The 26,921-nt window shown below is 66.0% G+C and carries 27 protein-coding genes; 11 read left to right on the top strand and 16 right to left on the bottom strand.

Going from position 1 to position 26,921, the window contains the following annotated elements:
* The first annotated feature begins 45 nt into the window (after window positions 1-45).
* Window positions 46-1,086 carry a glucokinase gene (gene glk, locus HBF24_RS11780; protein WP_167173110.1) on the top strand — a complete coding sequence of 347 codons (1,041 nt, stop codon included), beginning with the start codon at window positions 46-48 and terminating at the stop codon, window positions 1,084-1,086.
* A 56-nt stretch (window positions 1,087-1,142) separates the two neighbouring features.
* Here glk and HBF24_RS11775 read toward each other — a convergent pair whose 3' ends face one another.
* From HBF24_RS11775 to HBF24_RS11755, 5 genes are all read right to left on the bottom strand, one after another.
* Window positions 1,143-1,964: a carbohydrate ABC transporter permease gene (locus HBF24_RS11775; RefSeq protein ID WP_167173108.1), complete on the bottom strand. Its 822-nt coding sequence runs from the start codon at window positions 1,962-1,964 to the stop codon at window positions 1,143-1,145.
* Window positions 1,961-2,839, bottom strand: coding sequence for a sugar ABC transporter permease (locus HBF24_RS11770; protein WP_167173106.1), 879 nt, complete (start codon window positions 2,837-2,839; stop codon window positions 1,961-1,963). Before HBF24_RS11770 ends, HBF24_RS11775 begins: the two co-directional genes overlap by 4 nt.
* The gene (locus HBF24_RS11765; RefSeq protein WP_240922531.1) at window positions 2,836-4,074 is read right to left on the bottom strand and encodes a sugar ABC transporter substrate-binding protein; all 1,239 of its coding nucleotides are present in this window, start codon (window positions 4,072-4,074) and stop codon (window positions 2,836-2,838) included. Before HBF24_RS11765 ends, HBF24_RS11770 begins: the two co-directional genes overlap by 4 nt.
* Window positions 4,075-4,218: 144 nt before the next feature.
* On the bottom strand, window positions 4,219-5,700 hold the full coding sequence (locus tag HBF24_RS11760) for a glucoamylase family protein (protein WP_240922498.1): 1,482 nt from the start codon (window positions 5,698-5,700) through the stop codon (window positions 4,219-4,221).
* 326 nt (window positions 5,701-6,026) lie between these two features.
* Window positions 6,027-7,028, bottom strand: a complete 1,002-nt coding sequence (locus HBF24_RS11755) for a LacI family DNA-binding transcriptional regulator (protein ID WP_167173102.1) — start codon at window positions 7,026-7,028, stop codon at window positions 6,027-6,029.
* A gap of 438 nt (window positions 7,029-7,466) precedes the next feature.
* Between HBF24_RS11755 and HBF24_RS11750 the strand changes: the two genes are divergently transcribed.
* The 6 genes from HBF24_RS11750 to HBF24_RS11725 all read left to right on the top strand — a co-directional run bounded on the left by HBF24_RS11750 (window position 7,467) and on the right by HBF24_RS11725 (window position 11,755).
* Window positions 7,467-7,913, top strand: a complete 447-nt coding sequence (locus tag HBF24_RS11750) for a hypothetical protein (RefSeq protein WP_167173100.1) — start codon at window positions 7,467-7,469, stop codon at window positions 7,911-7,913.
* Window positions 7,914-8,023: 110 nt separating this feature from the next.
* Window positions 8,024-8,656 (top strand): 16S rRNA (guanine(527)-N(7))-methyltransferase RsmG, encoded by a 633-nt coding sequence (gene rsmG, locus HBF24_RS11745; protein ID WP_206064302.1) that lies wholly within the window; start codon window positions 8,024-8,026, stop codon window positions 8,654-8,656.
* Window positions 8,657-8,768: 112 nt separating this feature from the next.
* Window positions 8,769-9,560 carry an AAA family ATPase gene (locus HBF24_RS11740; protein ID WP_167173096.1) on the top strand — a complete coding sequence of 264 codons (792 nt, stop codon included), beginning with the start codon at window positions 8,769-8,771 and terminating at the stop codon, window positions 9,558-9,560.
* An 8-nt stretch (window positions 9,561-9,568) separates the two neighbouring features.
* Window positions 9,569-10,435, top strand: a complete 867-nt coding sequence (locus HBF24_RS11735) for a ParB/RepB/Spo0J family partition protein (protein ID WP_167173095.1) — start codon at window positions 9,569-9,571, stop codon at window positions 10,433-10,435.
* Window positions 10,436-10,485: 50 nt separating this feature from the next.
* Window positions 10,486-11,007 (top strand): sigma-70 family RNA polymerase sigma factor, encoded by a 522-nt coding sequence (locus tag HBF24_RS11730; protein ID WP_167173093.1) that lies wholly within the window; start codon window positions 10,486-10,488, stop codon window positions 11,005-11,007.
* The gene (locus HBF24_RS11725; protein WP_167173091.1) at window positions 10,994-11,755 is read left to right on the top strand and encodes a DUF3379 family protein; all 762 of its coding nucleotides are present in this window, start codon (window positions 10,994-10,996) and stop codon (window positions 11,753-11,755) included. The genes HBF24_RS11730 and HBF24_RS11725 overlap by 14 nt, the downstream gene beginning before the upstream one ends.
* Window positions 11,756-11,875: 120 nt before the next feature.
* Here the strand turns inward: HBF24_RS11725 and HBF24_RS11720 are convergent, their stop codons facing one another.
* From HBF24_RS11720 to HBF24_RS11705, 4 genes are read right to left on the bottom strand one after another with little or no spacing between them, the layout of a single operon-like run.
* On the bottom strand, window positions 11,876-12,370 hold the full coding sequence (locus tag HBF24_RS11720) for a DoxX family protein (protein WP_167173089.1): 495 nt from the start codon (window positions 12,368-12,370) through the stop codon (window positions 11,876-11,878).
* 4 nt (window positions 12,371-12,374) lie between these two features.
* Window positions 12,375-13,160 carry a DNA-binding domain-containing protein gene (locus HBF24_RS11715; protein WP_167173087.1) on the bottom strand — a complete coding sequence of 262 codons (786 nt, stop codon included), beginning with the start codon at window positions 13,158-13,160 and terminating at the stop codon, window positions 12,375-12,377.
* Window positions 13,157-14,029 (bottom strand): DUF692 domain-containing protein, encoded by an 873-nt coding sequence (locus HBF24_RS11710; RefSeq protein ID WP_167173085.1) that lies wholly within the window; start codon window positions 14,027-14,029, stop codon window positions 13,157-13,159. The genes HBF24_RS11715 and HBF24_RS11710 overlap by 4 nt, the downstream gene beginning before the upstream one ends.
* Before the next feature lie 2 nt (window positions 14,030-14,031).
* The gene (locus HBF24_RS11705; protein WP_167173083.1) at window positions 14,032-14,331 is read right to left on the bottom strand and encodes a DUF2282 domain-containing protein; all 300 of its coding nucleotides are present in this window, start codon (window positions 14,329-14,331) and stop codon (window positions 14,032-14,034) included.
* A 139-nt stretch (window positions 14,332-14,470) separates the two neighbouring features.
* On the opposite strand from HBF24_RS11705, the gene HBF24_RS11700 reads away from it, so the two are divergent.
* Window positions 14,471-15,193 carry a glycosyltransferase gene (locus tag HBF24_RS11700; RefSeq protein ID WP_343162762.1) on the top strand — a complete coding sequence of 241 codons (723 nt, stop codon included), beginning with the start codon at window positions 14,471-14,473 and terminating at the stop codon, window positions 15,191-15,193.
* On the opposite strand, the gene HBF24_RS11695 is transcribed toward HBF24_RS11700, so the two are convergent.
* A complete protein-coding gene (locus HBF24_RS11695; protein WP_167173079.1) occupies window positions 15,190-16,203 on the bottom strand; it encodes a patatin-like phospholipase family protein in 1,014 nt (337 codons plus the stop codon). The two genes, HBF24_RS11700 and HBF24_RS11695, sit on opposite strands and share 4 nt — an antisense overlap.
* Before the next feature lie 28 nt (window positions 16,204-16,231).
* Window positions 16,232-17,218, bottom strand: coding sequence for a YafY family protein (locus tag HBF24_RS11690; RefSeq protein ID WP_167173077.1), 987 nt, complete (start codon window positions 17,216-17,218; stop codon window positions 16,232-16,234).
* Window positions 17,219-17,427: 209 nt separating this feature from the next.
* Here HBF24_RS11690 and HBF24_RS11685 point away from each other — a divergent pair, with 209 nt between their 5' ends.
* From HBF24_RS11685 to HBF24_RS11675, 3 genes are all read left to right on the top strand, one after another.
* Window positions 17,428-19,194, top strand: coding sequence for an SLC13 family permease (locus tag HBF24_RS11685; protein WP_167173075.1), 1,767 nt, complete (start codon window positions 17,428-17,430; stop codon window positions 19,192-19,194).
* Window positions 19,195-19,332: 138 nt separating this feature from the next.
* A complete protein-coding gene (locus HBF24_RS11680; RefSeq protein ID WP_167173073.1) occupies window positions 19,333-20,103 on the top strand; it encodes a hypothetical protein in 771 nt (256 codons plus the stop codon).
* A gap of 85 nt (window positions 20,104-20,188) precedes the next feature.
* Window positions 20,189-20,986, top strand: a complete 798-nt coding sequence (locus HBF24_RS11675; RefSeq protein WP_167173071.1) for a DUF481 domain-containing protein — start codon at window positions 20,189-20,191, stop codon at window positions 20,984-20,986.
* A 128-nt stretch (window positions 20,987-21,114) separates the two neighbouring features.
* Here HBF24_RS11675 and hemC read toward each other — a convergent pair whose 3' ends face one another.
* The 5 genes from hemC to HBF24_RS11650 form a co-directional block, all read right to left on the bottom strand.
* Window positions 21,115-22,035 (bottom strand): hydroxymethylbilane synthase, encoded by a 921-nt coding sequence (hemC, locus tag HBF24_RS11670; RefSeq protein ID WP_167173069.1) that lies wholly within the window; start codon window positions 22,033-22,035, stop codon window positions 21,115-21,117.
* A 65-nt stretch (window positions 22,036-22,100) separates the two neighbouring features.
* Window positions 22,101-22,814 carry a LytTR family DNA-binding domain-containing protein gene (locus tag HBF24_RS11665; protein WP_167173067.1) on the bottom strand — a complete coding sequence of 238 codons (714 nt, stop codon included), beginning with the start codon at window positions 22,812-22,814 and terminating at the stop codon, window positions 22,101-22,103.
* Entirely contained in the window at window positions 22,811-23,866 is a 1,056-nt protein-coding gene (locus HBF24_RS11660) for a histidine kinase (protein ID WP_167173065.1), read from the bottom strand. The genes HBF24_RS11665 and HBF24_RS11660 overlap by 4 nt, the downstream gene beginning before the upstream one ends.
* A 68-nt stretch (window positions 23,867-23,934) precedes the next feature.
* Window positions 23,935-24,606 carry a dienelactone hydrolase family protein gene (locus tag HBF24_RS11655; RefSeq protein ID WP_167173064.1) on the bottom strand — a complete coding sequence of 224 codons (672 nt, stop codon included), beginning with the start codon at window positions 24,604-24,606 and terminating at the stop codon, window positions 23,935-23,937.
* A gap of 77 nt (window positions 24,607-24,683) precedes the next feature.
* Entirely contained in the window at window positions 24,684-26,789 is a 2,106-nt protein-coding gene (locus HBF24_RS11650; RefSeq protein ID WP_167173062.1) for a prolyl oligopeptidase family serine peptidase, read from the bottom strand.
* Between the last annotated feature and the right edge of the window lie 132 nt (window positions 26,790-26,921).

Here is a 26,921-nt window from a genome sequence, read left to right as displayed (position 1 = left end):
TGCCCTTGAGTGGGGCGCCACGCAACTTTTCATACGGTTTTGTTCATGACGTCTTCCTCTTCGTCGCATACGCTCCTGGCCGATGTCGGCGGGACCAATGCCCGCTTTGCCCTTGCCGCGCCGTCGCAGCACGCCCCGCTGCTGTCGGACAGCATCAAGCGCTACCGTGTGGCCGACTACGATTCGCTGGCCGACGCCGCACGCCAGTACCTGAGCGACACCGGCGCCCAGGTCAGCCACGCCGTGCTGGCCATCGCCGGACGCATCGTCGGCGACGAGGTGCACGCCACCAACAGCCCGTGGAAGATCTCCGCACCGGACATCACCGCCAAGCTCGACATAGCGCGCGTGAAACTGGTCAACGATTTTGCCGCCATGAGCATGTCGGTGCCGCTGCTGACCGAATCGGACCTGGAAGTGGTCGGCGATGCCGCGCCGGCGCCGATCGGCCAGGGTCCGCACAACTTCGCCGTGCTCGGCCCCGGCACCGGCCTGGGCGTGGGTGGCCTGATCGTGCGCGAGGGCAAGCCCTACGTGCTGGAAACCGAAGGCGGCCACACCGGCTTTGCGCCGGAGAACGACGAGGAAACCGCGATCCGCGAGCACCTGCGTCAGCGTTACGGTCACCGCATTTCCAACGAACGCCTGATCTGCGGCCGCGGCCTGCAGAACATCTACGAAGCGCTGGCCGACATCCATGGCCGCAGCCGTGAAGAGCTCACGCCCGAACAGATCACCACCCGCGCCAACGAAGGCTCGGATGAAACCTGCGTGCACGCGGTGGAAGTGTTCTGCGCCGTGTTCGGCGCCGTGGCCGGCGACGTCGCCCTGACCCTGGGCGCCTGGGATGGCGTGTACCTGGCCGGCGGCATGCCGCCGCTGCTGCTGTCATGGCTGCGCAAGGGCGCCTTCCGTGAGCGCTTTGGCACCAAGGGCCGTCTCAGCGCCTCGGTGCAATCGATCTGCACGCGCGTGATTACCCACCCCTACGCCGGCCTGCTTGGCGCCGCCGCGATGGCCGTGATCGAGTCGGGCCGCTCGCTGCTGCCGCCCGAACAGGCACCCAGGCGCGCCGCGGCAGGCTGATAAGCGCTTTCGTCTTTGAGATACAACAACGGCTGCCTCGCGCGGCCGTTGCTGCATCAGCCCTTCACGCTGCCCACCAGCAAGCCCTGAATGTAATAACGCTGCATCACCAGAAACAGCACCAACACCGGCATGGTGGTCACCACGGAGCCTGCCATCATCAGCTCCGAATCCTGCACATGCTCGCGCGACAGCGCCGCCAGCGCGATCGGCAGCGTGTAGTGCTCCTGCCCGGTCAGGATGATCAGCGGCCACATGAAGTCGTTCCAGCTGGCCAGGAACGTGAAAATGGCCAGTGTGACCACGATCGGGCGCAGCAGCGGCAGCACGATCTGCACGAAGATGCGCGCCTCGCTGGCGCCATCGATGCGCGCCGCCTCCAGCAACTCATCCGGCAGGCCGCGCGCGTACTGGCGCACCAGGAAAATACCGAATACCGACACCAGCATGGGCACCGCCACGCCGGCATAGGTGTTGACCAGCCCCATCCATTTGAGCATCAGAAACAGCGGCATCATGGTCACCTGCGCCGGAATCACCAGCGCCCCCAGCAGAGTGCGGAAGGTCGCCTCGCGGCCGGCAAAGCGCAGCTTGGCAAAGGCATAGCCGGCCATCAGGTTGATCGCCAGCGACAAAAGCGTGATGCCAGTGGCGATACCCAAGCTGTTGAGCAGGTAACGGCCCATGCCGGCGTAGCCGAACAGGCGCGCGTAATTGGCCAGCGTCGGGTGCGCGGGCAGCAGCGGCGGCGGCAGGCTGCTGGCCGCCCCCGGCTGCATGAACGACACCGACAGCATCCAGGCCAGCGGAAACAGCGCGATTACCGCCACACCCACCAGCAGCCCGTTGATGACGGCGCGGGCCGCGCGCGGGTTCATGCCAGCCCCCGCTTGCGGGCCGCACGCATCAGCAGGGCCGTGGCCGCGAACATCAGCACGAACAGCATGAAAGCCACGGCCGAGGCCAGGCCCAGGTTCCACCACTTGAAGCCGTCTTCGTACATCAGATACAGCACGCTTACCGTGCTTTGCAGCGGACCGCCCTCGGTCATCACGTAGGGCTCGGCAAACAGCTGGAAATAGCCGGACATGGTCAGCACGCCGACCATCACCAGGGTCGGCCCCAGCATCGGCCAGGTGATATGCCGGAAGCGCTGCCAGGGCGAGGCGCCATCAATACGCGAGGCTTCGTAAAGGTCGGTGGGAATGGCCTGCAGACCGGCCAGGAAGATCACCATGTTGTAGCCAAAGTTCTTCCACACCGCGAAGGCGATGATGGTCGGCATGGCCCAGTGCGGATCGCCCAGCCAGTCCACCGGCTGCACACCGAGGCTGTGCAACGCGTAATTGACCAGGCCGTAGCGGGTATTGAACAGATAGCGCCAGATCACTGCCACCGCCACCACCGTGGTCACCACTGGCGCAAACAGTGCGGTGCGGAAAAAGCCCTTGAAGCGCGCCAGTTTCGAGTTCAGCAACAACGCCGCGCCCAGCGAGGCCATGATCGACAGCGGCACGCCCACCACCACGAAGTACATCGTGTGCGCCAGCGCGCGCCAGAACAGCGGGCGCCGCAACAGGGCCAGATAGTTTTCCAGACCGACGAAGCGCAGGTTGTGCAGGTCGGCCAGTGCGTAGACGTCGAAATCGGTCAGGCTGAGGATGAAGCCACCGATCACCGGCAACGCAAAGAACACGCCCAGCACGATCAGCGCCGGCGTCAGGAACACCCACGGCACCCAGCGCCGCCTCATGGCGTGCGCCCGTGATCGAGCATCCAGCGCCGCTTGGACAGAATCTGGTCGGCGCGCCGGTCCAGCTCGTCGGCGGCCTGATCGACGTTCAACTGGCCATGCGCCAGCTGCTCGCCGACCAGGCGCAGTTCGGTGGCAATCTGCTCCCACTCGGGCACTTTGGGCACCGGCCGCACGTGCTCGAGCTGCACACGGAAGGCCTTGGCGTAGGGGTCATCGGCCAGCGCCGAGTTGTCCCAGCTGGAGCGCCGCGGCGGCATGTCACCGACCAACTGATAGAAGCGCCGCTGCACGGCCGGCCGGGACAGGTATTCGATCAGCTGCCAGGCGGCGCGTTTGTGCGCCGAGGCGCGAAAAATCACCAGCGAGGACCCCCCGGCCAGCGAGGTGCCCGGCCCATGCGGACCCGGCAGCGGCGCGGTGGCCCACTTGTCGCGCAGCGCCTTGGGCATGCGTTGCTTGAACTCGGCAATATTCCATGGCCCTGAGAAGTAGAACGCGTAGTAACCGCGCGCGAATTCCGCCCAGACATTGGGAATCTCGGTGTTGGCCACCACCGGCGACCAGTGCTTGCGGTACATCTGCGCGTAGAAGGCCAGCACTCGCTTGAAGCCGGGGCTGCGGAAATTGCCGTAGCGGCCATTGTCGCGCAGCATCGGCTCGCTTTGCTGCAAACCCAGCGATTCAAGCTGCTCAAATTCGTTGGTCGGCAGCAAGATGGCATAGCGATCGGGACCGGCCTGGCGCTTGATGGCCGCCAGCTGGGTTGCCCATTCGGCCCAGGTGCGCGGCGGGTGAGCAAAACCGGCGCGCGCCAAAAGATCCTTGCGGTAGAACAACAGCCGCGTGTCGACGTACCACGGCACGCCGTACAAGGTGCCGTGCAGGCGATTGGTGTCCCAGATGCCGGGAAAATAATCGCCCGGCCGCACCACCCTGGAATCGGCCACCTGCCGATCCAGCGGCGCCAGGGCGCCCAGCGTGGCCAGCTCGGGAATCCAGGTATTGCCCAACTGGCAAAGGTCGGGCGTGGTGTCGCCGGCAAAGGCGGTCAACAGTTTCTGATGGGCGCCGGCCCACGGCAGCGTCTGCACATCCACATGCACGCCGGGGTGTGAGGCCTCGAAGGCCGGCATCACCTGACGCACGGCATCGGCCTCACGACCCATGGCCCAGAAATGCAGCGTGATGCCCTGCTCGGCAGCAGGCGCCGCGCGTTGGCAACCACCCAGCAGCGCAACGCCGATCACGGCGATGCATACCGTGATCGTGCGTCGCACGAAACTGTGTCGAGTGGCCACCGTCATGCGTCCGCGCCCAGGCCGTGCCGTAAAGTCATGGACCCAAAGCATACGGCCTGAACACCGGCGGCGTGGCGGTCAGTGCGTGCTCTTGTCCAGCCAGCCACCGGTGAAACCGGCACGCTTTAAGCCGCGACGGATGTACTTGTTCTGGCGCATCACCTTCCACACGAAGTCGGAGCGGTAGTTCTCCAGCATCAGCAGGATCGGGCCCTGGTCGATGCCCAGGTAGTTGGTGTCAGACCAGCCAAAATCGGGGTACAGCTTGCCGGTGCCGAGCTCGGCGTGCTTCACATGAAAGGTCATGTTGAAGGCATCGAAGAAGCCGTACTTGCCGTAGATGTACTTGCCGTAGCGGTCGTGCATGGTGGTCAGTGCCGGGATCACGATCCTCGGTGCGAAGGCGATCGAGCCACCGGCGGCGGTCGGGGCGATGGTACCGTCATCGTAGGCACGCACGATGCTGACACCGCGCGCCGAATAGGTGTGGAACACACGGCGCACGCCGTTGTTCTCCCAGGTCACGTTGGCCGGACCGTTGCAGGCAGTCAGGCCCCACACATTCTTGCCGTAGCCGGTGAACTTGGCCGGATTGGCCATGGCGTAGGCGCGCTGCGAGTAGGTGGCGCGACGGCTGTTCTCGAAGTAGTCCAGTCCCTTGGAACGCATGTAGGCGTCCTGGATGCCACGGTAGTCGATCCAGGCCTGGCTGTACTGGTGACCGAACAGCGGACCGAAGCCCAACTGCTTCTGGCCGTTGAACATGCCCCAGGTACGGTTGTAGGTCTTGGTCCAGGCGGTCCAGGCATCGGGCTGCACCGGGTGGGTGGGCGAGCCCAGCGCCATCACGTACAGCATCATGCCCTCGTCATAGCCTTCCCAGTCGTGGTTGATGAAACCACCACCGGGGGTCCAGCCCATCGATACCAGCGGCTTGTGGTTCTGCGCCCAGGCCCAGTCGATGCGACGGTACAGCTGATCGGCCAACTTACGGATCTGGCGCTCCTTGACCGTGTCGTGGGTGTAGTAGCTCTGCGCGAACAGCACGCCGCCCATCAGCAGCGTGGTGTCGATGGTCGACAGCTCCACGCCACGGTTGTAGCGCTTGCCGGTGTCCATATCCAGAAAGTGGTAATAGAACCCCTTGTAGCCGGTGTCGTTGTCCTCGCTGGTGCCCATCGGCGCATTGGCGAAAAACTTCAGCGTGGTCAGGGTGCGATCGACCGCCTGTTCGCGGGTGATGTAGTGACGCTCCACGCCAATGCCGTAGGCGGTCAGCGCAAATCCGACCGCGGCAATGGAGGAAAACGACTTCTTCGGCCAGTGGTCCGGCGCCAGGCCGTTTTTCGGGTTGGTGGTATCCCAGAAGAACTGGAACGTGCGGTGCTCCAGGTCGCTCAGGAACGGCGTCCACATCTGCGAGGCCGGCGGCGGCTGGTCGCCCACGTCGGGGGCGGGATGGGCCGGCATGGTCTGCTGGGCCTGGGCGGCGCTGGTGCCTACCAGCGCGGTCAATGCAAAGGCCACCACGGGCACAAAACGGCGAATCACTGACGACATCGGTCACTCTCGGTACGGTCGGTGCCCCGGCATCGGATCCTTTGTCGATGCAAACACAGGGCGAGTTTCTTCAGGACATGTGTGCCGAAAAAGACGCGCCGTTTCTGCGCCCTCTTTCGGCAACGCTATCGCGGCTCTCCACACCGCGACAGCCCGGCGCGCGGCAAGGCTTTGGGCTTGCCACACGCCAGCCGTCGCCCGCAACGGACGGCGGCGGCAACACACCGCTTTGGAAACACCGGACATGGCGGATGCTTCGTTACAGCCCGCCAACACACGGCGAGCAACACGGGTTGAACGTAAAAACGCACCAACGCGTGCCGGCTTCAGTCGGCGCGACCGGCTTCACTGGAGGCGCGCACCACCAGTTCGGTCGGTGTGGTACGTGCGCTGGTGGCAAAGTGCTCGGGTGGATCGATGGCCAGCACCAGATCCTGCAGCGCCTGCTCGCCAATCTGCGCAATCGGGATGCGCATGGTGGTCAGCGGCGGCGTCAGGTAGCGCGCCATCGGGATGTCATCGAACCCGGCCAGGGCCATGTCGTGCGGCACGCGCAGACCGGCTTCGTGCAGTGCGGCCAGGCAGCCGATGGCCATCATGTCGTTGGCGGCGAACACCGCCTGTGGGCGCTGCGCCACGGCCAGGCAGCCGGCGGCGTGGCCGGCCTCCTCGGTGAAGTCACCCGCATAGATCAGCGGCTCCACACCGGGGCAACAGCGCGCCATGGCCTCGCGGTAGCCGCGCAGGCGCTCGCGCGCCTCGTAGTTGTGCGCCGGCCCGCCGATGAAGGCGATGCGTGTGTAACCCTGCCCCGCCAGGTGCTCGACCATGGTCACCGCACCGCCATGGTTGTCGACACTGATCGAGCTGTGCTGGCCATTGCCGAGCCAGGTGTTGACCAGCACCGTCGGCAGCGCCGGCGGCAGGTGCGTGGCAAGGAAATCGTCATCGGCATGCGGTGACATCAACAGCAAGCCGTCTACCCGACCGAGCATGGCTCGCAGTGCGGCGCCAGTCTCGTCCGGCGAGCCGTGCGAACTGGACACCAACAGGTGCAGCCCGCGCTGACGGGCAGCCAGGTCGATACCACGGATCAGCTCGGAGAAGAACGCGCCATGCAGGTCTGGCAGCAGCGCACCGACTGTCTGCGTGCGACGCGTGATCAGGCTTCGCGCCGCCCCGTTGGGCATGTAACGCAGCTCGGCGGCAATCGCCATGATGCGTTCGCGCGTGGCCGGCGTGACGTTGTCGTGGCCATTGAGCGCGCGCGATACCGAGGCCACGGAGACCCCGGCGGCCTTGGCGACATCTTTGATGGTCACGGACACGGTAGGCGCAGCTCACGACTGATTCTGGGAATGTCCGAATGTAAACGTTTCCAAAATGCTATGCAAAACATATCGAATCAGAACACAAATACACAAATACATTCCATGACCTTTGGCCCAGCCGACATCGCCACCAAACAGCTATTCCCATACCACGTCTCCCCCTTCTGACCGCTTGCCCTGAGCCCGGACAGGCAGACGTCGTCGGTGGAGGGGTTCGACGAATGCGACGTCGATCACAAATCCGCCCTCTCCACATCAAGCCCGATTCGGTATTGCCGATGAGGAAGCACCAGCGTACGCCCACGCGCCAGGCATGGACTTTTCATCCCATGCAAGCGGCGTTAAAAGAAAATTAATGCAACTGTCATCAGGGCGCTGTATGCTTTTTCCCGAAGCGTTCTGAATAAACGACCGCAAGTCATGGATTTTCCTACCATGATTGACCCTTCCATCCTCATTGTCGCGATTGCCGTGCTGGGCCTTCTGGCCGCCGCATCCGTGCGTCGCATTCCGGAGGGGCAGGTCTACTCCCTACGCCGCATCGGCCGGCCATCGCCCCGCTTGCTGATGCCCGGCGTGCACTGGATTTGGCCCCTGGCCGAGCGCATTGCCCACAAAATCAGTCTGGGCGGGCACACGCTGGGCGTGGATGGTCCCGACGGTCAGCATGCGCACATCTACTGGCAGGTGCTGGACCCGGTGCAGGCAGCGGCGATCATCGGAGATGCCGAACGCCTGATCGGTACCGAGCTGCACACGATGTGGACGCATACACCGAGTGAGACCCAGCCGCAACGCGGACACCACTTCAAGCATATGCTCAACGCCCAGCTGCGACCGCGTGGCCTGCTGGTGACACGCGTCGACCTGGGGTCGCGCTGACAGGCATCAGGCGCCTGCGGCTTGGGCACCGCTGGATTTACGGGCCGCCGATGCGGATACTTGTCGGCCCGCAGCACACCGAACCGCGCCAGGCGCGGCATGAACTCCCCATGGGGCGTGAACAGCTTTCCCGCCAACTTGATGCTGGCCTCACCGCGCTGGGCCTTGAACTGCCCGGCGCGGCGCGCGAGCGGCTGCTCGACTACCAGGCCCTGCTGGAACGCTGGAACAAGGCCTACAACCTGACCGCGATCCGCGATCCGGCGCAGCAGGTCGCGCGCCATCTACTCGATTCGCTGAGCATCGCTCCCTACATCAGCGGCGACAGCCTGCTCGACATCGGTTCCGGCGCCGGCCTGCCCGGCATCCCGCTGGCGCTGGCCGCGCCCGAACGCGCGGTGTGCCTGCTCGACACCAACGGCAAGAAGGCGCGTTTTCTGCGCGAGGCCGTGCGCTCGCTGCCGCTGCCCAATGTGCAGGTCAAGCAGCAGCGCGTGGAACAGGCCGAAGGCCAGTACCAATGCATTACCGCGCGCGCCTTTGCCAGCCTGGCCGACATGCTGGCCTGGGGCGGCCACCTGCTGGCGCCGGGGGGCACCTGGCTGGCCATGAAGGGCCGCCAGCCCGATGCGGAACTGACCGCCCTGCCGGACACCTTCGCCGTGCGCGATATCCACACGCTGCGCGTGCCGGACGTGGACGGCGAACGGCACCTGGTGGTGCTGGAACGACGCGCGGCATGATGGCGGTGCTAGGCTTTGCGTCTGGCCCGACCGCTGACGGCTGGGCTATCGTTTCGACTTTGCCGCTGCGCGCGCCACGCGCGACGGCCACCGCATACGGCAAGGGGACTCCATGACGCGCATCATCGCCATTGCCAATCAGAAAGGCGGCGTCGGCAAGACCACCACCGCGGTCAACCTGGCCGCGGCGCTGGCCGAGGCCAAGCGCAAGGTGCTGCTGGTCGACCTTGACCCGCAGGGCAACGCCACCATGGCCTCGGGCATCGACAAGGCCGAGACCAAGCCCAACGGCTGCGAGGTGCTGCTGGAAGAAACCCCGATCGCCGACGCCATCGTGCACACCGAGGCCGGCTTCGATTTGCTGCCGGGCAATGGCGACCTGACCGCGGCCGAGGTCAAGCTGATGGACGCGATCGCGCGCGAATCGCGCCTGGCCGACCAGCTGGCTCAGCTGGGCGAGCGCTATCACACCATCCTGATCGACTGCCCGCCATCGCTGCATCTGCTCACGCTCAACGCGCTGACCGCCGCCGATGGCGTGCTGATTCCGGTGCAGTGCGAGTACTTCGCGCTGGAGGGTCTGTCCGGCCTGCTCGACACCGTGCGTGCCGTGCGCCAGCGCCTGAACCCGAAGCTGGAACTGGAAGGCCTGCTGCGCACCATGTACGACGTGCGCAACAACCTGGGCAACGAGGTCTCGGCGCAGCTGACCGAGCACTTTGGCGACAAGGTGCTGCGCTCGATGATTCCGCGCAACGTGCGTCTGGCCGAGGCGCCCAGCCATGGCCTGCCGATCAATCTGTATGACCGCGGCTCGCGCGGCGCCATCGCCTACCTGGGCCTGGCCGGCGAAATGATCCGTCGCGAACGCAACAAGGCGGCTGCGGCCGTCACCACCCCATAGGAGCTGGCATGGCGGCGAAGAAACGCGGACTCGGGCGTGGACTGGATGCCCTGCTCGGCAACGAAGACAGCGACAACGGCAGCATCACGCGCCAGGAAGGCGAACTGCGCAACCTGCCGATCCAGGCCATCGAGCCGGGCCAGTACCAGCCGCGCCGGCACTGGAATGAGGAAGCACTGGACGAACTGGCCGACTCGATCAAGGCGCAGGGGCTTATCCAGCCGGTGGTGGTGCGCGAGATTGGCCGCAACCGCTACGAGCTGATCGCCGGCGAGCGCCGCTGGCGCGCCGCGCAGCGCGCCGGTTTGGCCGAGATTCCCGCCCTGCTCAAGGACGTGCCCGAGCAGTCCGTGCTGGCCATGGCGTTGATCGAGAACATCCAGCGCCAGGAACTGACCCCGCTGGAAGAGGCACTGGCGCTCAAACGCCTGATCGACGAATTCGGCCTGACCCACCAGCAGACCGCCGAAGCGGTGGGCCGCTCGCGCGCCAGCGTGTCCAACCTGCTGCGTCTGATGGACCTGCCCGAATCGATCAAGACCCTGCTCGATGAAGGCAAGCTGGAGATGGGCCACGCCCGCTGCCTGCTGACCCTGCCCGAGGAAATTGCCCGCCCGCTGGCGCTGCAGGCCTCGCGCATGGGCTGGACCGTGCGCGAGCTGGAGCAGGCCGCGCGACGCGCGCAGAGCGAGGCCGGCGGCAAGAAGGGCAAGGCAGCGTCCAAGGACGCCAACATCCAGTCGCTGGAGCGCGACCTGTCCGAACGTCTGGCCACCCGCGTGGAGCTGGCACACGGCCGTGGCGGCAAGGGCAAGCTGGTGATCCACTATCACAGCCTGGACGAGCTGGACGGCATACTCGCCCACGTCAAATAAACCCTTCTCCCGGGTGTAATGAGATGCGCCGGCTTCCGGTCTTGCGTAGGGTGAGCCCACGCCAACGCCAGTTTGAATCGCTGACCCGCGCCCATGCCGGTGACCTGTACCGCTTTGCCTTCTGGCTATGCGGCCAGTCGGCACTGGCCGAAGACCTGGTGCAGGAAACCCTGCTGCGCGCCTGGCGCAACATGGACAGCCTGCGTGAGGCGGCCGCGGCCAAGCCGTGGCTGATGACCATTTTGCGCCGCGAGCACGCACGTCTTTACGAGCGCAAACGCCTGGACACGATCGAGCTGGACGACGTGCGCGTGGCCGACGACGGCGCCTGGGCCAGTCCCGAGCGCCACGGTCAGGCGGCCGATATTCGTGCCGCCATGAGCCAGCTGCCGCTGAAGTACCGCGAGCCACTGGCCATGCAGGTGCTGGGCGGCTTCAGTTGCGAGGAAATTGCCGCCGAACTGGGCGAAAAGCCCGGTGCGGTTGCCACCCAACTGTTCCGCGCCCGCCAGAAACTCAAAACCCTGTTGCAGGATGACCCCATGGAGGCAACCGACCATGGATTGTCTTGAATTTCGCCGACGCCTTGGCGCCGAACCTCGCAGCCAGGCCGCCGACATGCTGGCGCACCGGCTCGAGTGCGCCGCCTGCCAGGCCGCCTGGCAGCGCGCGCAGCAGTTCGAGGATCGCCTCGAAGGCGCGCTCAAGATCGACGTGCCCGAGGGCCTGACCGAACGTGCGCTGCTGGCCCAGAGCACCTTGCAGCGACAGCGCTGGCGGCGTCGCCAGCCGTGGCTGGCCGTGGCCGCCAGCCTGATCCTGGCCATGGGCGTGGGCGGCTATGCCTGGCAACAACACGACGCACATTCGCTGCCGGCCCTGTCGGTAGCACACATGCCCGAGGAAATTGCCTCGCTGGACCTGATCCAGCCGCTCACGCCGCATGCGGTGAAAATGGGCTTTGCCGGTCGTGGCGTGGCCCTGCGCGGGCCGGTGCCGTCCGGCACCACCTATGTGCACGACTGCATGGTCGGACCCTACAAGGCGGTGCATCTGGTCACGCGGCACGATGGCGAGCCGGTGGTGGTGCTGTATTTCCCGCACCGCCAGGTGTCACACGTGCGCAACTTCCAGCGCCAGGGCTGGGTCGGCCGCGAAGTCCCGATGCCGCATGGCGGGCTGGTGATGCTGACCGACCGTGGCAGCTCACGCCCCTTCAGCGCCGTGGCAAGCGCCTGGACCCAGGCCATCGAGGGCCATGTCGAGGCACGCACGGCCAGCCTGGATGATGGCGAAAGCGCGGCCCCCAAGGCACCCTGAATCCTCCATCGCTGAACCGGCGGCGCTGGCCTTGTCGCGACGGGTCATTTCCCCCAACAAAAGGCCCACCCGACAAACGGGTGGGCTTTTGCGCGATGAACTCACCCAGGTGCGCTTTGGTCACGTCGTGCGACGCTGCCACCACCGCGCCAGCAGCGTATCCAGCGACCAGCGCCCTGGCCCCCAGGCGATCACCGCCAACAGCATCAGCGCCCAGGCCTGGTGATCGGCAAACTGGCCATGCGCCAATCCGCGCCAGAACCCCATCGGCCACAGCGCCGGATACGACACCACGCAGATGATGTTGTAGACAAACAGCACCACGGCCACCAGCCGCGTGGCCGCCCCCAGACCCAAAAACCAGGGCAACACCAGCTCGGTCCAGGTGGCCAGCGCCGCCGCAAACCCCGGCGCCAGCCATGGCACGTGATACTCATCGGTAAACAGATACAGCGTGCCGGAAGGGTCGGCCAGCTTCACCGACCCGGCGCGCCAGAAGGCCAGCGCCACCAACACGCGCATGGCCAGCAGGCACCACGGGGCGAGTCCAGCAGCGGCACCTGTCGCGCGCTGCCAGGCGCGCAGGGGAGTCTTGAACGAAGTAGCGTCGGGCATGTCATCACGCTCCAGGAACGGGGAGATCGGACACCGGCTCGATGTCGGCCAGCCATTGCCCTTCCACCAGCAGTTGCAGCATGGGCATGGCGTCATCCAGACCGGCCCGCTGCAGCGCCAGTGACAGGGCGCAGCCCTCGATCAGCGCCGAGACAGCACGCGCCGTCGCCACCGACACCGATTGCATGGCGACCTGGCCGCCATCGCGCCAGAGCACCACGCCACAGGCACTGCGCCGAATGGAAGGCATGTTTGGGCCGGGCTCGATGGCATGTCGCCATAGATCGAGCACGTCATACGCAACGTCCATGGCGTGCACGTGCGGTGCCAGGCGCAGCCGCACATCACCCTCGGCATCGGCCAGTGCCCGCATCAAATGCCGGGTATCCCCCCGTGACATGTCCGGCGCCAGCAGGCAGGCCTGACGCTGCCACTCCAGGCGCGCCAGGTCGGGCAGCCACGGGTACGTCGCCAACACGGCACTGGCGCTGACCTGCGCGGCCATGCCTGCGCCGTAATGCTGCAGATTGCCGCTGCGGCTGGGCGTCTGGGCCGCGACGCGATCGCATAGGTCGGCAAAACAGGCCTCGCCCACCCAGGCCAGCAACGCCGGAAAGGTGGTTTCCAACGCCGAGGCATGCACCGCACGAATGCTATGGCGATAGACGCGAAGCCGCGCCACCGGCTCCAGACCGTTGCCGGCCACCCACACCGGCAGGGACCCAAGATCGTCCTGCATCATCGCGGCGAAGGCGTACTGCAGTTGACCCAGCGAAGGCCCGCGGCTCATGCCGCCACCTCGCCGGTGCCGCTGGCATCCAGGATCGCTTGCGCCCGCTTGGCTTCCGCTTCAAGCACCGCAAACGCCGGCAGATCGGTATCCCATTCCAGCAGCGTCGGATGCACACCCAGGCGCGCCACGGCGCGCGTATACAAATCCCACACCGGCGCCGCCACCGGTGCACTGTGCGAATCGATCAGCAGCGGCACGGCAAGATCCGTCTTCGCAGTGAAGCCGGCCAGATGAAATTCACCCACCATCTGCGGCGCGATGGCCTGCACAAACGTATCGGCGTCAAAACCGTGATTGATGGCATTGACGTAGATGTTGTTCACATCCAGCACCAGCCGGCAGCCGCTGCGGCGGCACAGCGCGGCAACAAACTCCCATTCGCTCATGGTTTCATGGGTGTAACGCAGATAACTGGAGACATTCTCCAGCAACAGCTCGCGACCCAGCGCCTGCTGCACCTGATCGACGCGCGACACCATCAGCGCCAGCGCCTCCTCGGTGTAGGGCAGCGGCAAAAGATCGTTGAAATGCCGCCCGCCAATGGCGCCCCAGCACACGTGCTCGGACACCAGTCCGGGCTGCACGCGCGTCACCAGGGTGGCCAACTGGCGCAGATGTTCGCGATCAATGCAATCGGCCGAACCCAAGGACAAACCCACGCCATGCAGGCTGACCGGGTAGTGCTCGCGCACACGCAGCAGCGTGTCCAGCAACGGGCCACCGTCGGCAAAGAAATTCTCGCTGTGCACCTCGAAGAACGGCACCGGCGGGCGCGCCTGGAGCACATGGTTGAAATGCGGTGGGCGCAGCCCGATCCCGGCACGGGCCGGGACCGGCTGCACACCGCCGGCAAGCGGTGCCGACATGCTTACTTGCCCATCTTGTCCATCATCGCCGCCTTGCCCGGCTCGGTGCTGCCACCAACCTTGGCGCACAGGCCGGCCGGCATGGCCACGAAGGCGTTCGGATCGCGCGCCTTGGCATCCTGGCCGGCACAGGAGTGACCCGGCGACTGGCAGTCGTTCTTGTAGGCCGCGTTCACGCCATAGCACTTGATGGTCTTGGCGTGGCCCATCGAATCGGCTGCGCTGGCACCACCGGCCACGCTCATGGCACCGGCCGCGAGCAGGGTCATCAGGGCGCCCTTGGCGATGTTGTGGGTCTGCATGGGTGTTCTCCTTGGGAAATGGACGCCGGCGTGCACCGGCCCAAGCTAAGACCGTCCGATTCCGGTGCGCATTACACACCACCTGCAGACATCGGCCGCATCGGCGATAATGGGCGCTGCCCCCGGTTTCCCGAGATGCATCCCGATGCCCCAGCTTTCCGTGGTCGTGCCCGTATTCAACGAGCGCGACAACATTCCGCCGCTGCTTGCCGAAATCGCCACCGCCCTGCGTGGCAAGGTCGATTACGAGGTGATTTACGTCGACGACGACAGCCGCGACGACAGCCGCCAGGTGCTGGCCGCACAGAAGGCCGAACACCCGGAACTGCGCGTACTGCATCACCTGAAGCAAAGTGGCCAGAGCACCGCCGTGCGCAGTGGCGTGAAGGCCGCGCGTGGCGGCTGGATCGCCACGCTCGACGGCGATGGCCAGAACGACCCGGCCGACATCCCGAACCTGATCGCCGAACGCGACCGCGCCGAGCCCGGCTACAAGCTGTTCGCCGGCTGGCGTGTCAACCGCAAGGACACCGCCAGCAAGCGCCTGGGATCGCGCTTTGCCAATGCCCTGCGCAGCCGTCTGCTGCAGGACGAAACGCCGGATACCGGCTGCGGCATCAAGCTGTTCGAGCGTGCTGCATTTCTGGACCTGCCCTACTTCGACCACATGCACCGCTACCTGCCAGCACTGATGCAGCGCGCGGGCTGGAAGGTGAAGTCGGTACCGGTGAACCACCGCGCGCGCCACGCCGGCAGCTCCAAGTACACCAACCTTGGCCGGGCGCTGGTGGGCATTGCCGATCTGCGTGGCGTGGCCTGGCTGATGCGCCGCGCCAAGGTCACCGGCATAGAAGAACTTTAACCGGCCTGCGGCGCGGCACGCTGCCCAGCTTCGCCTTCGTCACAGCCGGGACCGCACAGCTGACGCAACGCCACGCCCGGCAGCGGCGTCGGCGCCCATTCGGCCAGCGCGGCCCGCGCGCGCTGGCGGCCCATTTCGATCAGCTCGCGGGCGCGGTAGAACTCGTAGGCGGCCGACACATTGCGCGGCAGCTCGATCAGCAGATCCGGCTGGTACGCCGCCAGACGCAGCCGTGCCAAGTTGGCCTGCATCAGGTCCATGGACTGCATCAGCAGGTTCAGGGCACCGGGCTCGCGCGGCTTTTCCTCGCCGTGCGGAATCAGCTTGCTGACAAAGTTGGTGAAGCGACGCCGATGCGTCTCGTTGCCGGCCGCGTCCTGGGTGCTGTCAGCATCGCGCTCGGGCGTAGCCGTCTCGGCCGGGCCGTCCACGCTGACCGCGATGATGTAGTCGCAGGCGCTGCGCAACAGCGGCGTTACCGGCACCGGATTGAGCAAGGCACCGTCGACCAGCAGACGGCCGTTGTGCTGGTGCGGACGGAAAATGGTCGGAATGGCGATGGAGGCGCGAATGGCATCGAACAGCGGTCCGTGGGTCATCCACACTTCGCGCTGGCGCTCGATGTCGGTGGCCACGGCAGTATAGGCCAGTGGCAGCTCCTCAATATTGGTGTCACCAACCAGACCCCGCAGCGTCTCGATGATGCGCTCGCCCTTGATCAAGCCACCGCCCGAAAGCGTCCAGTCGACCAGGCGCAACACATCCATCTTGGCCAGCGCGGTGACCCAGTCGCTATAGACATCCAGCTTGCCGGCAGCGTGAATGCCGCCGATCAGCGCGCCCATCGAGCTGCCGGCGATGGAGACGATCTCGAAGCCGCGTTCGACCAGTTCCTCGATCACGCCGATATGTGCCAGCCCCTTGGCCCCGCCTGCCCCCAGCGCAATGCCTACGCGCGGCGCACGCGGCGCGTCATTGACGGGAACGCTTTGCTTGCGATGCACGGCCATGGCTTGAGTTCGTCCGTGGGATGAGGGATCAGGGGCGTGGCGGCTGCTGGTAGACACCCTGCGCCAGCTGCAGCAGGATCTTCATCTCCTCACGCAGCGGCAGTGGCGCGATGACCTCGGCATCCGGACCGTACTTGAGCACGTCCATCAGCAGCTCGCGCGAATTGGAATACGGCAGCTTCAGTTCGTAGCGGCCATCCTCCAGCCAGGTGCCGCGCTGCTGCGAATGCCAGTGCTCGTCGGCCACCCAGCGCGCGGCATGCGCGGAGAAGCGCACCGTGGCCCAGGCCTTGGGGACGCCGGCAAAAATGCCGTAACTGGAGGCCAGCGCCTGGTCCAGCTCGTCGCCGTCGATATCGCGCGCCGGCACATCCAGCGTGCGCGCCTCGGCCATGCGGTCGATGGCGAAGCTGCGCAGGCCCTCGCGATCGTGATCCCAGGCATCCAGGTACCAGTTGTCGCGATAGTGGGTCAGACGCTGCGGGGAGACTGTACGCCGCGACTCGGCGTCGGTGGTGCGGGCGCGATAGCGAAAACCGAGCTGGCAACGTTCCAGCACGGCGCCGGCGACGATGCGAAACACGTGCTGGTCGAGTTTTCGCGCGCCATAGGGCACCACGCGTATGCGATCGACAGGTACGTCCCTGCCGCCAGCCTGTTCGGACAGAAGCCGCTCGATGCGCGCCTTGAATGGCGCCAGCGTTCCGGTCAGCACGCCCGGGTCGGAGCGCTCCATCAGCGCATTCAGTGCCATCAGCGCCGATAATTCATCCGAGGTCAGCCACAGGCCGGGCAGCTCGAAACGCTCGCCCTCACCCACCTCGTAGCGGAACGCGGCCTGCTCACCACCGGCCGATTCGATCGGTGCACCCAGCGCATCGCGCAGGAAGGCAATATCGCGGTACAACGTGGCACGCGAACACGACAGCTCCTCCATCAGCCGCGACAATGGCAGCGGATAGCGCGCCGACTTGAGCAGCCGGTGCAGGGTCAGAATGCGCTCGTAACGGTCCATCGGTCACCTCGAAGGCTGGTCACGGCCGCGCCGGCTGTCGCCTTGCGGCCGCACCGCGCGCGCCCGGCGGGCCGGCGGCGATCGCCCGCTAGCATGCGGCCGAGCGACCGACCTCGCAAGGGGCGCGCACCGCGCTGGCGCAACCGGTTATGCTGTCGGTTCGGGTGAAGTGGCCGACGGTTCGGTCGCACGGCCCTTTCGAGGATCGTATGAGTTGGCAAGCCTGGGCCACTGTGGCCGTCATCGTGATCGCCATGGCGTTGTTCGCCAGCGAACGCGTGCGCATCGACCTGGTGGCGCTGATTGCGCTGGCCGCTCTGGTCATCCTTGGCATCGTCTCGCCGGCCGAGGCGCTGGCCGGCTTCAGCAACGAGGCCACGGTGACCGTGGCAGCGATGTTCGCGCTAAGCCTGGGGATCGAGCGCTCCGGGGCCCTCGATCCGCTCAGCCGCCTGCTGATGCGCATCAAGAAGCCCTGGCTGCTGTCGCTGGCGCTGATGCTGGCCATCGCGCCGCTGGGCGCGTTCATCAAGAACATCGCGCTGGTCGCCACCTTCCTGCCGCTGGCGCTGCGCGTGTGCGAGCGCACGCGCACCTCGCCGGCACGCGTGCTGATGCCGATGGCCTACGCGGCGCAGATGGGCGGCGTGTGCACGCTTATCGGCACCTCGTCCAACCTGCTGGCTGACTCACTGGCGCAAAAGCAAGGGTTGCCGGGCTTTGGCGTGTTCGAGTTCACCGAGATGGGCGCGGTACTGGCAGTGGTCGGCATTGCCTATCTGATGCTGGTCGGACGCTGGCTGCTGCCCAAGGAAATCAATGCCGACATGCCCGAGCAGATGGACATCGGCAAGTACGTCACCGAGCTGCGCGTGACGCCCGATTCCTCGCTGCTGGGCAAGAGCATCGGCGAGGCCAAGCTGGGCGAGCAGTACGGCGTGTATCCGCTGGAACTGCTGCGTGGCGAGCGGCGCATGTGGTCGCCGCGTTCGCAGCAGATTGCCGAGGGCGACGTGCTGCTGGTGCGCGGCGACTGGGACAAGATCGAGGATTTCCAGCATCGTGCCGGCCTGCACAGCGCGCCGGAAAGCCGCTACGCGCGCAACGACGATCACCCGCGCGTGCTGGCCGAGGTAATGATCGCGCCGGCCAGCCCGATCGAGGGCCATCGCCTGGCCGAGACCGACCTCAACTGGCGCTACGACGCCACCGTGCTGGCGATCCATCGCCGCGGCCACATCCTGCGCGAGAAGCTCAGCAACGTCTCGCTGGCGGTCGGCGACGTGCTGATGGTACTGGTCGAGGAGGCCGCACTGCCCAAGCTGCGCAGCGACGAGAACCTGATTGTGCTCAGCCAGCGCGAGGGTGGCCGTCCAACCCAGCGCAAGGCCTTCATCGCAGTGGGCATCATGGCTGCCGTGATCGCCGTTTCCGGCCTGCACTGGATGCCGATCCCGATCGCCGCCATCGCCGGCGCCGTGGCCATGGCGTTGACCGGCTGCTTCGGGCGCAAGGACGTCTACGAAGGCATGGACTGGAAAATCATCGTACTGCTCGGCGCCATCCTGCCGCTGGGCACGGCCATCGAGAACACCGGCCTTTCGCACAATGTGGTGACCGCCGGCATGAGCCTGATCGGCCATCACGGACCGCTGGCCGCGCTGCTGATGGTGTATCTGCTGACCGCCCTGCTCACCGAGCTGATGGGGCACAACCCGTCGGTGGTACTGATGGTGGGCATTGGCGCCTCGGTGGCGCATGCGGTGAACGCCGATCCACGCCCGTTCGTGGTCGCCGTGGCGTTCGCGGCCGCGACCTCGTTCGCCACGCCGGTGGGCTATCCGACCAACACCATGGTGTACTACGCCGGACGCTACAAATTCACCGATTTCATGAAGGTGGGCATCCCACTGATCGCGTTGTTCTGTGCGCTGTCGATGTGGCTGATTCCCATCCTCTGGCCGTTCCATCCGTAGCTTCAAGCGCAGGTGACGGTCAGTTCATTCCGCCGTGGCCATACTGGCCGGTCAAACACCCCGGAGTTGAGATGATCCTGCCCGCCCAACCCGCCCTGCCCATCAATATCCGTGCGCCCCGTGCCTGAAGGGGTGACCATGGCGCCGTGGCGCCGCGCCGTGCTCACGATGATGCCCACCGGGTACGGCCTGTGGGCGCTGGTCGGCACGGCGCTGGCCCTGAACCTGCGCCTCAATGGCCGCGGCGAGGTACTGGTGCCCCTGGGGCTGGGGCTGGTGATGATCGTGCTCGGCGGTATGGTTACGCTTCCCGGTATCGGCGGTTGGCAGATGCGCCTGCGCGCACGTCCCGGGCTGGGCGCCATGCTCGGCCTGCTGACTTTTCTTCCCATGCTGGCGGTCGGCGGATTGGCCCGCGGCAGCAACGAATTCTGGGCCACCCGGCTGTTCGCCGCAGCCATGACGGCGTGCGCCGTGCTCACCCTACTGGTGGCATCGGCACCTGCCGCGAACCGAGCCCCCCCGGCATCGACGCAGCCCCGGCCAGGCGCGGTGATGGGGGCGCTATTCTCGGGTGGGCAGTGGCTGTGGGCGAGTCTGGCCCTGCAGGGTCCATCCTCGCCCTCGGGACACGTGGATCTGTCTCTGCTGGGCCTGCTGCTGCTGGGTGTGGCGTTTGGCCTGCTTTCACTGGACCCGCCGGTCGGCCCGGCGCTACTGCGCCGTGGCCCCGGCTGCCTGCTGGCCGCCGGACTCATGTTCATCGTACCCTGCATGCTGCTGGTGATCGCCAGCACGCTTGATGAACGCGCCACGCTGGCACTGGCCTCGGCCATAAGCTGCCAGGCTGGCATGGCGCTGCGCGCGCTGCTGGTCGATGACACCCGTGGCGCCGTGCCCCAAGCCTGAGTCTCCGGGTCGCATTCACGATCGATTCAACGGCATGACTTAACGTCTGCCGGTTCATACGCCCTCCTCACACTGCCCTTATGCCATGAACAAAGCCCTGCTCCTGCCCCTGTCGCTGCTTATCGCCCTGCCGTTCGCCGTCCATGCCCAGGACTCGGCCGCCGACAACGCCACCAGCGGCGGCTGGTCCGGTTCCGGTGAGTTCGGCTTCGCTTCGGCCCACGGCAACTCGCATACCGAGAACCTCAACGCCAAGCTTGGTCTGAACCAGGAAAACGAGCGCTGGAAGAACGCCTTCTCGCTGACCGGCCTGCGTTCGAAGGCCGACACCACCAACGATGACGGCACCACCGATTTCCAGACCACGGCCAACCGCTACGATGGCGCCGCATCGATCGGCTACAAGTTCAACCCGCGCAGTTATCTGGTCAATGCCGCCCGCTACGAGCACGATGACTTCGGCTCCAACCTGTGGCAGGCCACCTACTCGATCGGCTACGGCTATATCGCTTTGAAGAATGCCCGCGCCGAGCTGTCGTTCGAAATTGGCCCCGGTTACAAGCGCTACCGTCCGGCCGACACCTACCAGACCATCAATGGCACGTCGGTAAAGGTGCACTCCCCGGTCAACGACGAAGTCATCGGCCGCAGCCTGGTCAACAGCAAGCTGCGCATGACCGCCAATACCAGCCTGGAAGACACGCTGCTGGTCGAAGCCGGCTCGCAGAACACCTATATCCAGAATGACCTGGGCATGTCGGTGACGGTGACGCAGAAACTGGCACTGAAGCTGGCCTATCAGGTGCGCTACAACTCCGACGTGGACAACCAGACCAAGCACACCGACACGCTGTACACCACCAATCTTGTGTACAACTTCTGATCGCGGCAGCTGGCATGCGCCATGCCTGACTGGTCGCCAGCATGACGAACGCCCCGCCAGACTGGTGGGGCGTTCGCTTGTTGAGTCCCTGAAAAAGCTCGCCGCGCAACGCGTGCGCGCGGCTCGGTTCAGTGGCCAGGCAGGAACTGGGCCGCGCCCTGACGCAGCAGGTCCTCGGCCACCTCACGCCCCAGTGCCGCGGCGGTGCCAGCATCGGCGCTGGCCTGGGCGCGAAGCAGGCGCCCGCTTTGCACATCGCCGACCATGCCGTATAGCGTGATGCCGGCTTCCACGGCCACGCACCAGGCCGCCACCGGCACCGAGCAGTTGCCACCCAGCGCCTGATTCATGGCACGCTCGGCACCGACCGTGGTGGCGGTGTCAACATCATGCAACGGCGCCAGCAGCGCCGCCACGCGGGCATCACCGCTACGCATTTCCACCGCCACTGCGGCCTGCCCCGGCGCAGGTAGCCAGGTCGGAGCCTGCATGCGCGAGCGGATGCGCTCGCCCAAACCAAGCCGTTCCAGACCGGCACAGGCCAGGATGATGGCGTCGTACTGGCCTTCATCCAGCTTGGCCAGTCGCGTGTTGACGTTGCCGCGCAGGTCGCGCAGCTGGATATCCGGACGCAGGGCACGAAGCTGCGACTGCCGGCGCAATGACGAGGTGCCGACGACGGCGCCTTCGGGCAGATCACTGAAACGCTCGTAGTGGTTGCTGACGAAGGCATCGGCGGCGTCGGCGCGCGGCAGGATCGCGCCCAGCGCGAAGCCCTCTTCCAGTTCGGCCGGCACGTCCTTCAGCGAATGCACGGCGATGTCGGCGCGCCCCTCCAGCATGGCCACTTCAAGCTCTTTCAGGAACAGACCCTTGCCGCCGATCTTGGCCAGTGGCTTGTCCAGCACCTCGTCGCCACGCGTGGACAGAGGCACCAGTTCCACCGTCAATTCGGGGTGAGCCTGGCGCAGCAGCGCGGCCACGTGCTCGGCCTGCCAAAGCGCCAGCGCGCTCTTGCGGGTGGCGATGCGCAGCGGGGCGACAGTCATGGTTAGGGATTCCTTGCAGGTGGAACGAATAGATGCGGCCATTGTGGCGCAAACGACGCCGGTGATCAGCCGCGCAAATGCCGACGCACCACCGCCAGATTGCGACGACTGACCTCGGGCGTGAAATCACTGCCATCAATACGCACCACCACGCGCGCATCATCCAGCGTGGCCAGCGCACGCAACCGGCCCACCGGCACCAGGCAATTGCGGTGCACCCGGAGCAGCTGTCCGGCATGGGCCTGCTCAAGCTGACGCAGCGAGGCCTCGGTCAGAGCCTGGCCCGCCTCATGATGCACGGTGACATATTTGTCACCGGCCAGCAGGTAGTGCACCTCGTCGATAGGGATGCGTCGCGCTTCGCCGTGCTGCTGTGCAAACAGCGCCGGTGGTGCCTCATCAACCGGCGCCAACAGGCGACGCGCGCGCTCCAGCGCCTGGCGCAGCCGCTCCAGTCGCACCGGCTTCATCACGTAGTCGGCGGCGCCCAGCTGGAAGGCACGCGCGGCATGCTGATCGTAGGCGGTGCAGAAAATCACCTGCGGCGCGGGTATCAGCCCGGCCAGCTCGGCGGCCAGATCGGTGCCTCGAAGTCCCGGCATCTCGATGTCGGCCAGCAATACCTGCGGCTGATGTTGGCGACAGGCGGCCAGCGCCGCCTCGCCATCGGCCACTGCCGCCAGCAGCTGGACCTGTTCGCACTCCCCGAGCAAGGCGCCCAGTCGGGCTCGCGCCAGTGGCTCATCGTCGGCCAGCACCACACCGAGCACGTCACTCATGCTGCCGACCCGTCAAGCGAGAGCGGCGTGATATCGCGTGGCCAGCGCAACGTCACGCAGAAACGCCCATGCTCGCGGCCAGCCTGCATGTGGCCACGGCCACCGTAATAGTGCCGCATGCGCTGACGCACGCTCTCCAGGCCATGGCCCAATCCGGGCTCGGTGGGGCCGTCGGGCAGCGGATTGTCAATGGCGAACCACAGCATGCCGTCATCATCCCCCCCACGCATGCGCACGCAACCGCCGGCGAGGCGCGGCTGCACGCCGTGATGCACGGCATTTTCCACCAGCGGCTGCAGCAACAGGCGTGGCAATAAATGCTGGCGCGGCAGTCGCTCCAGGTCGCGCTCCACATGCAAGCGCTCCCCCAGTCGCCACTGCTCGATGCCCAGATAGCGCTCGATCAGCACCAACTCGTCACCCACCGTGCCCATGTCGTCACTGCTTAACGCGGCCCGGAACAGGTCGGCAAGGTCTTCGATGGTGCGCTCGGCGGCGGCAGCGTCCACGCGTACCAACGCCGCGACTGTGTTCATGCTGTTGAAGAGGAAATGCGGCCTAATGCGTGCCTGCAACGCCTGTACCTGCGCCTGGGCGGCCGCGGCCAGGCGCGCGCGCCATTGCTCGAGCACGTAGAAATAGCGCAACAGCGCCGCGCCTATCAGCGCCGCGATCGCCATATTGCCCAATACGAAATGCGCCCACGCCACGGGTGCCAGATCCATCATCAGAGCGCGGTCCAGCCACCACACCAGCGCGCTGGCCACCGCCACCACCAGGACCATGCCCAGCCAGCAGACCAAGTACGGCCAAAGCCCCGGCAGGCGCAACAGCCATGGCCGACTCTTGCACAGCAACACGGCGTTGATCAGCGCCAACCAGACTGCAAACAGCACCGCGGTGCTGTAGCCGGAAAAATCCAGCCGCGTGCCCGGCGCCAAGAGCATCACGGTAACCGTGATGCCGGCCACCAGCAGCAAGGCAAACAATACCGGCAGCCGGCAAAAGTCCGGCAGCAGCGCGGCATCTTCTCGCTTGGCGACACGCATCATCGGTCAGCTCCGCCCGCCCCCGCAGGCCAGCCATGCCGAGCGTACCGCCAAGCACCCCATGCTGTCGCTCAAGCGGCCTGCAACCGTGCGCCCAGCCAGGAGCGCAGGTCGGCGATTTCCTCGGCACAGACCTGATGCGCCATGCGATAACTGTGCGCCTCGACGCTGTATCCATGCCCGACCAGCCACTGCTGCGACATCTGCCCCATCGCATAGGGCACCACCGGGTCGTTCTGGCCATGGCCCCAGAAAATTGGTGTGGCACGGTTGGCCTCGGCCAGGTGCGCACCCAGCGTCTCGTGCAGCGGCAGATAGGTCGACAGGGCGACGATGCCGGCCAGGCGCTGGTCATGACGCAATCCGGCCGACAGCGCGATCGCCCCGCCCTGCGAGAAACCGGCCAGCACGATGCGTTCGGCAGGCACACCACGCTCGATCTCGCGCGCCAGCAGCACCTCGATCTGCGTCACCGAGGCATTCACGCCCTGGGCATCCTGCTTGTCGGCCAAGTCCATGCCCTTGATGTCATACCAGGCACGCATGGCCATGCCGCCATTGACGGTGACCGGACGCGTCGGCGCATGCGGAAACACGAAGCGCAGCGCCGGCCATTCCGGCGCCACCAGTTCGGGCACGATCGGCGCAAAGTCGTTGCCGTCGGCGCCCAGGCCGTGCAACCAGAGAATGCTGTGCGTCGGGCAAGCGCCGGTTTCGGTTTCAACGCAGGGCAGTACGCTCATCGGGCGACTCTCTTAAAAAAACGGACCGCAAGCATAACGCGAGCGGCCCGCTGTCGAAGTTCAGCCGAGGGCGATGCTTACTTCACATCCAAGCCCAGTTCGTGCGCGAAGAAAGTCAGGCTCAGCACGGTGTTGCCGACGCGCTGGCTGAACGGCGCACCGACACCGTGACCGGCATTCATGCGCGTCAGCAGCAGGATCGGCTGCTTGGAGCTGGAGGCCCACTGCAATGCAGCGGTGAACTTGCGCGACTGCCACGGCGCCACGCGCGGATCATTGGCACCGGTGGTCATCAGTACGGCCGGATAGGCCGTGCCCTTCTTGACGTTGTAGTACGGCGAGTAGGCATAGGTCGCCTTGAACTGCGCCGGATCGGCGATCGAGCCGTATTCGCTGACGTTGTACTGGCCGTTGGCGAACGCGGTTTCATGACGCAGCATGTCGTAGATGCCGACCTCGGCCACCACCGCACGGAAGGCTCGCGGATGCTGGGTCAGCTCGGCGCCCATCAGCAGGCCGCCATTGCTGCCGCCGAGAATGCCCAGGTGCGCCGGATCGGTCCAATGTTCGTTCTCCAGCGCCTGGGCGGCGGCGAAGAAATCATCGAACACGTTCTGCTTGTGCTCGCCCATGCCCTGACGATGCCAGGCCTCACCGTCCTCATTGCCGCCTCGGATGTTGGCAAAGGCCAGCACGCCACCGTGCTCGAGCCAGGCCAGACGCGCGCCGATGAAGCCGGGCCGGATCGGAATGTCGAAGCCACCGTAGCTGTACAGGATGGTCGGGCGCTTGCCATTGGCATCGACCCCCGGCATCGACAGCACGGTCACCGGAATGCGGGTGCCATCGCGCGAGGTGCCACTGATACGACTGACCTCGATCTTGTCGTACGTATCGGAGGCCGGCTTCACTTCGAACACCGTATGCAGCTTGCCGTTGCGCGCGTCGTACTCGGCCCAGCGCGAGGGCAGCGTCCAGCCACCGTAGGTGATCAGCGCCTCATCGGAACCATGCTCGGAGGCAATGCCGCCGATGCTGATGCCATGCGCCGGCAACGGCACGTGACGCACCGCCTTGCCTTGGGCATCGAACTGCTCGGCCCACCAGTCCGGACCGGAACTGTAGGTGACCACGAAGCCCTGACCCAGCGGCGCCACGCTCTGAATGGCGCCGTCGCGCTGGCCCAGCAGCACCTGGGTGCGGCCATCGGCATCCACGCTCAGCAGCTGGCCGCGCGGTGCGTCCTTGAAGGCCACCACCACCAGCTTCTGCCCGATCCATGCAGCCTCGCGCACATTGGCATCATGCCCAAGCACGCGGCGGTAGTGCGCGCCGTGCTTGACGAACACGTCGGCCGGACCGCCATCGCCAATATTGGCCAGCACCGCCTGATGGCGCGCACCGGGCGAGCTGAGCAACCGGTATTCGGCCACATGCGAATAGCCCTTGCCGAAGGTGACCCGGTCACTGGATGCGGCGTGGCCCAGCACGTGATGCACCAGCGTGGCATTGAACTGCTTGACCTCATGCCCCTTCGGCGGCGGCGCAAAGCGCACGTAGGTAAAGCCGTGGGCATTGGCATCCCAGGCAACGGCCTGCGGCGTGGTGCCACCGCCGGCCCAGGGCAGCGTGTCCGACAAGGTCTTGCCGGTTTTCACGTCCAGCACATGCAGTGTGGTCAGCTCGCTGCCGCCCTTGGCGGTGCCGTAGGCCAGGTAACGGCCATGTGGCGACGGCCAGTAGCCGGTGATGGCGACGCTACCGCCATCCTTGTTGAGATCGACCAGCACGCGCGTCTTGCCGTGCGGCCAGCCCTGCGCCACCAGTACCGGCTGCGGCTGCGGCGGGGTTTCACGCATGTAGAACAGCGTGCCCCCGGCCAATAGCGGCGAGGAGCGCGTGGTCGAGGTCACGGCCAGTTCGCGCACCCGCTTGGTCAACACCTTGCCGGCCGGCATGGCGCCGATCACCGACTCGGTGTGTGCGTTCTGCTTGGCGATCCATGCCTGCACCTTGGGATTGCCGGCATTTTCCAGCCAGCGGTAGGGGTCGTGCACCGTGGTGCCATGAATCACGTCGGTGACGTCATGGCGCGGCGAAGCCGGCGGCGGCACGGTAGCGGCCAGCACCGGCGCGGCGGCCAGGGTGCAGGCCATCGCAAGCAGGGATCGAACGTGACGCATGAAGACAAAGCCTCGCGTAAGTCTGAAAAGTCGGTGTCACAGCCTAGCGCCGGGCGGCCTTGTCCCGCACCTGACTTTCGGCATACGAGGCATTTAAGTGCCGGTCAGCTCAGGTATCCTCGGACTTTGCCT

It is taken from the genome of Oleiagrimonas sp. C23AA (assembly GCF_011759385.1).
Taxonomy (GTDB): domain Bacteria; phylum Pseudomonadota; class Gammaproteobacteria; order Xanthomonadales; family Rhodanobacteraceae; genus Oleiagrimonas.
Note: the sequence above shows the minus strand (reverse complement) of the source record. Positions and strands in the feature narration are given on the sequence as shown.

Bases quoted from the DNA above. Each gene is read 5' to 3' on its own strand.
- HBF24_RS11680 (WP_167173073.1), top strand. From the start codon at position 19,333: ATGGCGCCGTGGCGCCGCGCCGTGCTCACGATGATGCCCACCGGGTAC.
- HBF24_RS11735 (WP_167173095.1), top strand. From the start codon at position 9,569: ATGGCGGCGAAGAAACGCGGACTCGGGCGTGGACTGGATGCCCTGCTC.
- hemC (WP_167173069.1), bottom strand. From the start codon at position 22,035: ATGACTGTCGCCCCGCTGCGCATCGCCACCCGCAAGAGCGCGCTGGCG.
- HBF24_RS11775 (WP_167173108.1), bottom strand. From the start codon at position 1,964: ATGAACCCGCGCGCGGCCCGCGCCGTCATCAACGGGCTGCTGGTGGGT.
- rsmG (WP_206064302.1), top strand. From the start codon at position 8,024: ATGGGGCGTGAACAGCTTTCCCGCCAACTTGATGCTGGCCTCACCGCG.
- HBF24_RS11760 (WP_240922498.1), bottom strand. From the start codon at position 5,700: ATGTCGTCAGTGATTCGCCGTTTTGTGCCCGTGGTGGCCTTTGCATTG.
- HBF24_RS11705 (WP_167173083.1), bottom strand. From the start codon at position 14,331: ATGCAGACCCACAACATCGCCAAGGGCGCCCTGATGACCCTGCTCGCG.
- HBF24_RS11665 (WP_167173067.1), bottom strand. From the start codon at position 22,814: ATGAGTGACGTGCTCGGTGTGGTGCTGGCCGACGATGAGCCACTGGCG.
- HBF24_RS11655 (WP_167173064.1), bottom strand. From the start codon at position 24,606: ATGAGCGTACTGCCCTGCGTTGAAACCGAAACCGGCGCTTGCCCGACG.
- HBF24_RS11650 (WP_167173062.1), bottom strand. From the start codon at position 26,789: ATGCGTCACGTTCGATCCCTGCTTGCGATGGCCTGCACCCTGGCCGCC.
- HBF24_RS11690 (WP_167173077.1), bottom strand. From the start codon at position 17,218: ATGGACCGTTACGAGCGCATTCTGACCCTGCACCGGCTGCTCAAGTCG.
- HBF24_RS11675 (WP_167173071.1), top strand. From the start codon at position 20,189: ATGAACAAAGCCCTGCTCCTGCCCCTGTCGCTGCTTATCGCCCTGCCG.
- HBF24_RS11720 (WP_167173089.1), bottom strand. From the start codon at position 12,370: ATGCCCGACGCTACTTCGTTCAAGACTCCCCTGCGCGCCTGGCAGCGC.
- glk (WP_167173110.1), top strand. From the start codon at position 46: ATGACGTCTTCCTCTTCGTCGCATACGCTCCTGGCCGATGTCGGCGGG.
- HBF24_RS11715 (WP_167173087.1), bottom strand. From the start codon at position 13,160: ATGAGCCGCGGGCCTTCGCTGGGTCAACTGCAGTACGCCTTCGCCGCG.
- HBF24_RS11695 (WP_167173079.1), bottom strand. From the start codon at position 16,203: ATGGCCGTGCATCGCAAGCAAAGCGTTCCCGTCAATGACGCGCCGCGT.
- HBF24_RS11710 (WP_167173085.1), bottom strand. From the start codon at position 14,029: ATGTCGGCACCGCTTGCCGGCGGTGTGCAGCCGGTCCCGGCCCGTGCC.
- HBF24_RS11685 (WP_167173075.1), top strand. From the start codon at position 17,428: ATGAGTTGGCAAGCCTGGGCCACTGTGGCCGTCATCGTGATCGCCATG.
- HBF24_RS11770 (WP_167173106.1), bottom strand. From the start codon at position 2,839: ATGAGGCGGCGCTGGGTGCCGTGGGTGTTCCTGACGCCGGCGCTGATC.
- HBF24_RS11740 (WP_167173096.1), top strand. From the start codon at position 8,769: ATGACGCGCATCATCGCCATTGCCAATCAGAAAGGCGGCGTCGGCAAG.
- HBF24_RS11725 (WP_167173091.1), top strand. From the start codon at position 10,994: ATGGATTGTCTTGAATTTCGCCGACGCCTTGGCGCCGAACCTCGCAGC.
- HBF24_RS11660 (WP_167173065.1), bottom strand. From the start codon at position 23,866: ATGATGCGTGTCGCCAAGCGAGAAGATGCCGCGCTGCTGCCGGACTTT.
- HBF24_RS11750 (WP_167173100.1), top strand. From the start codon at position 7,467: ATGATTGACCCTTCCATCCTCATTGTCGCGATTGCCGTGCTGGGCCTT.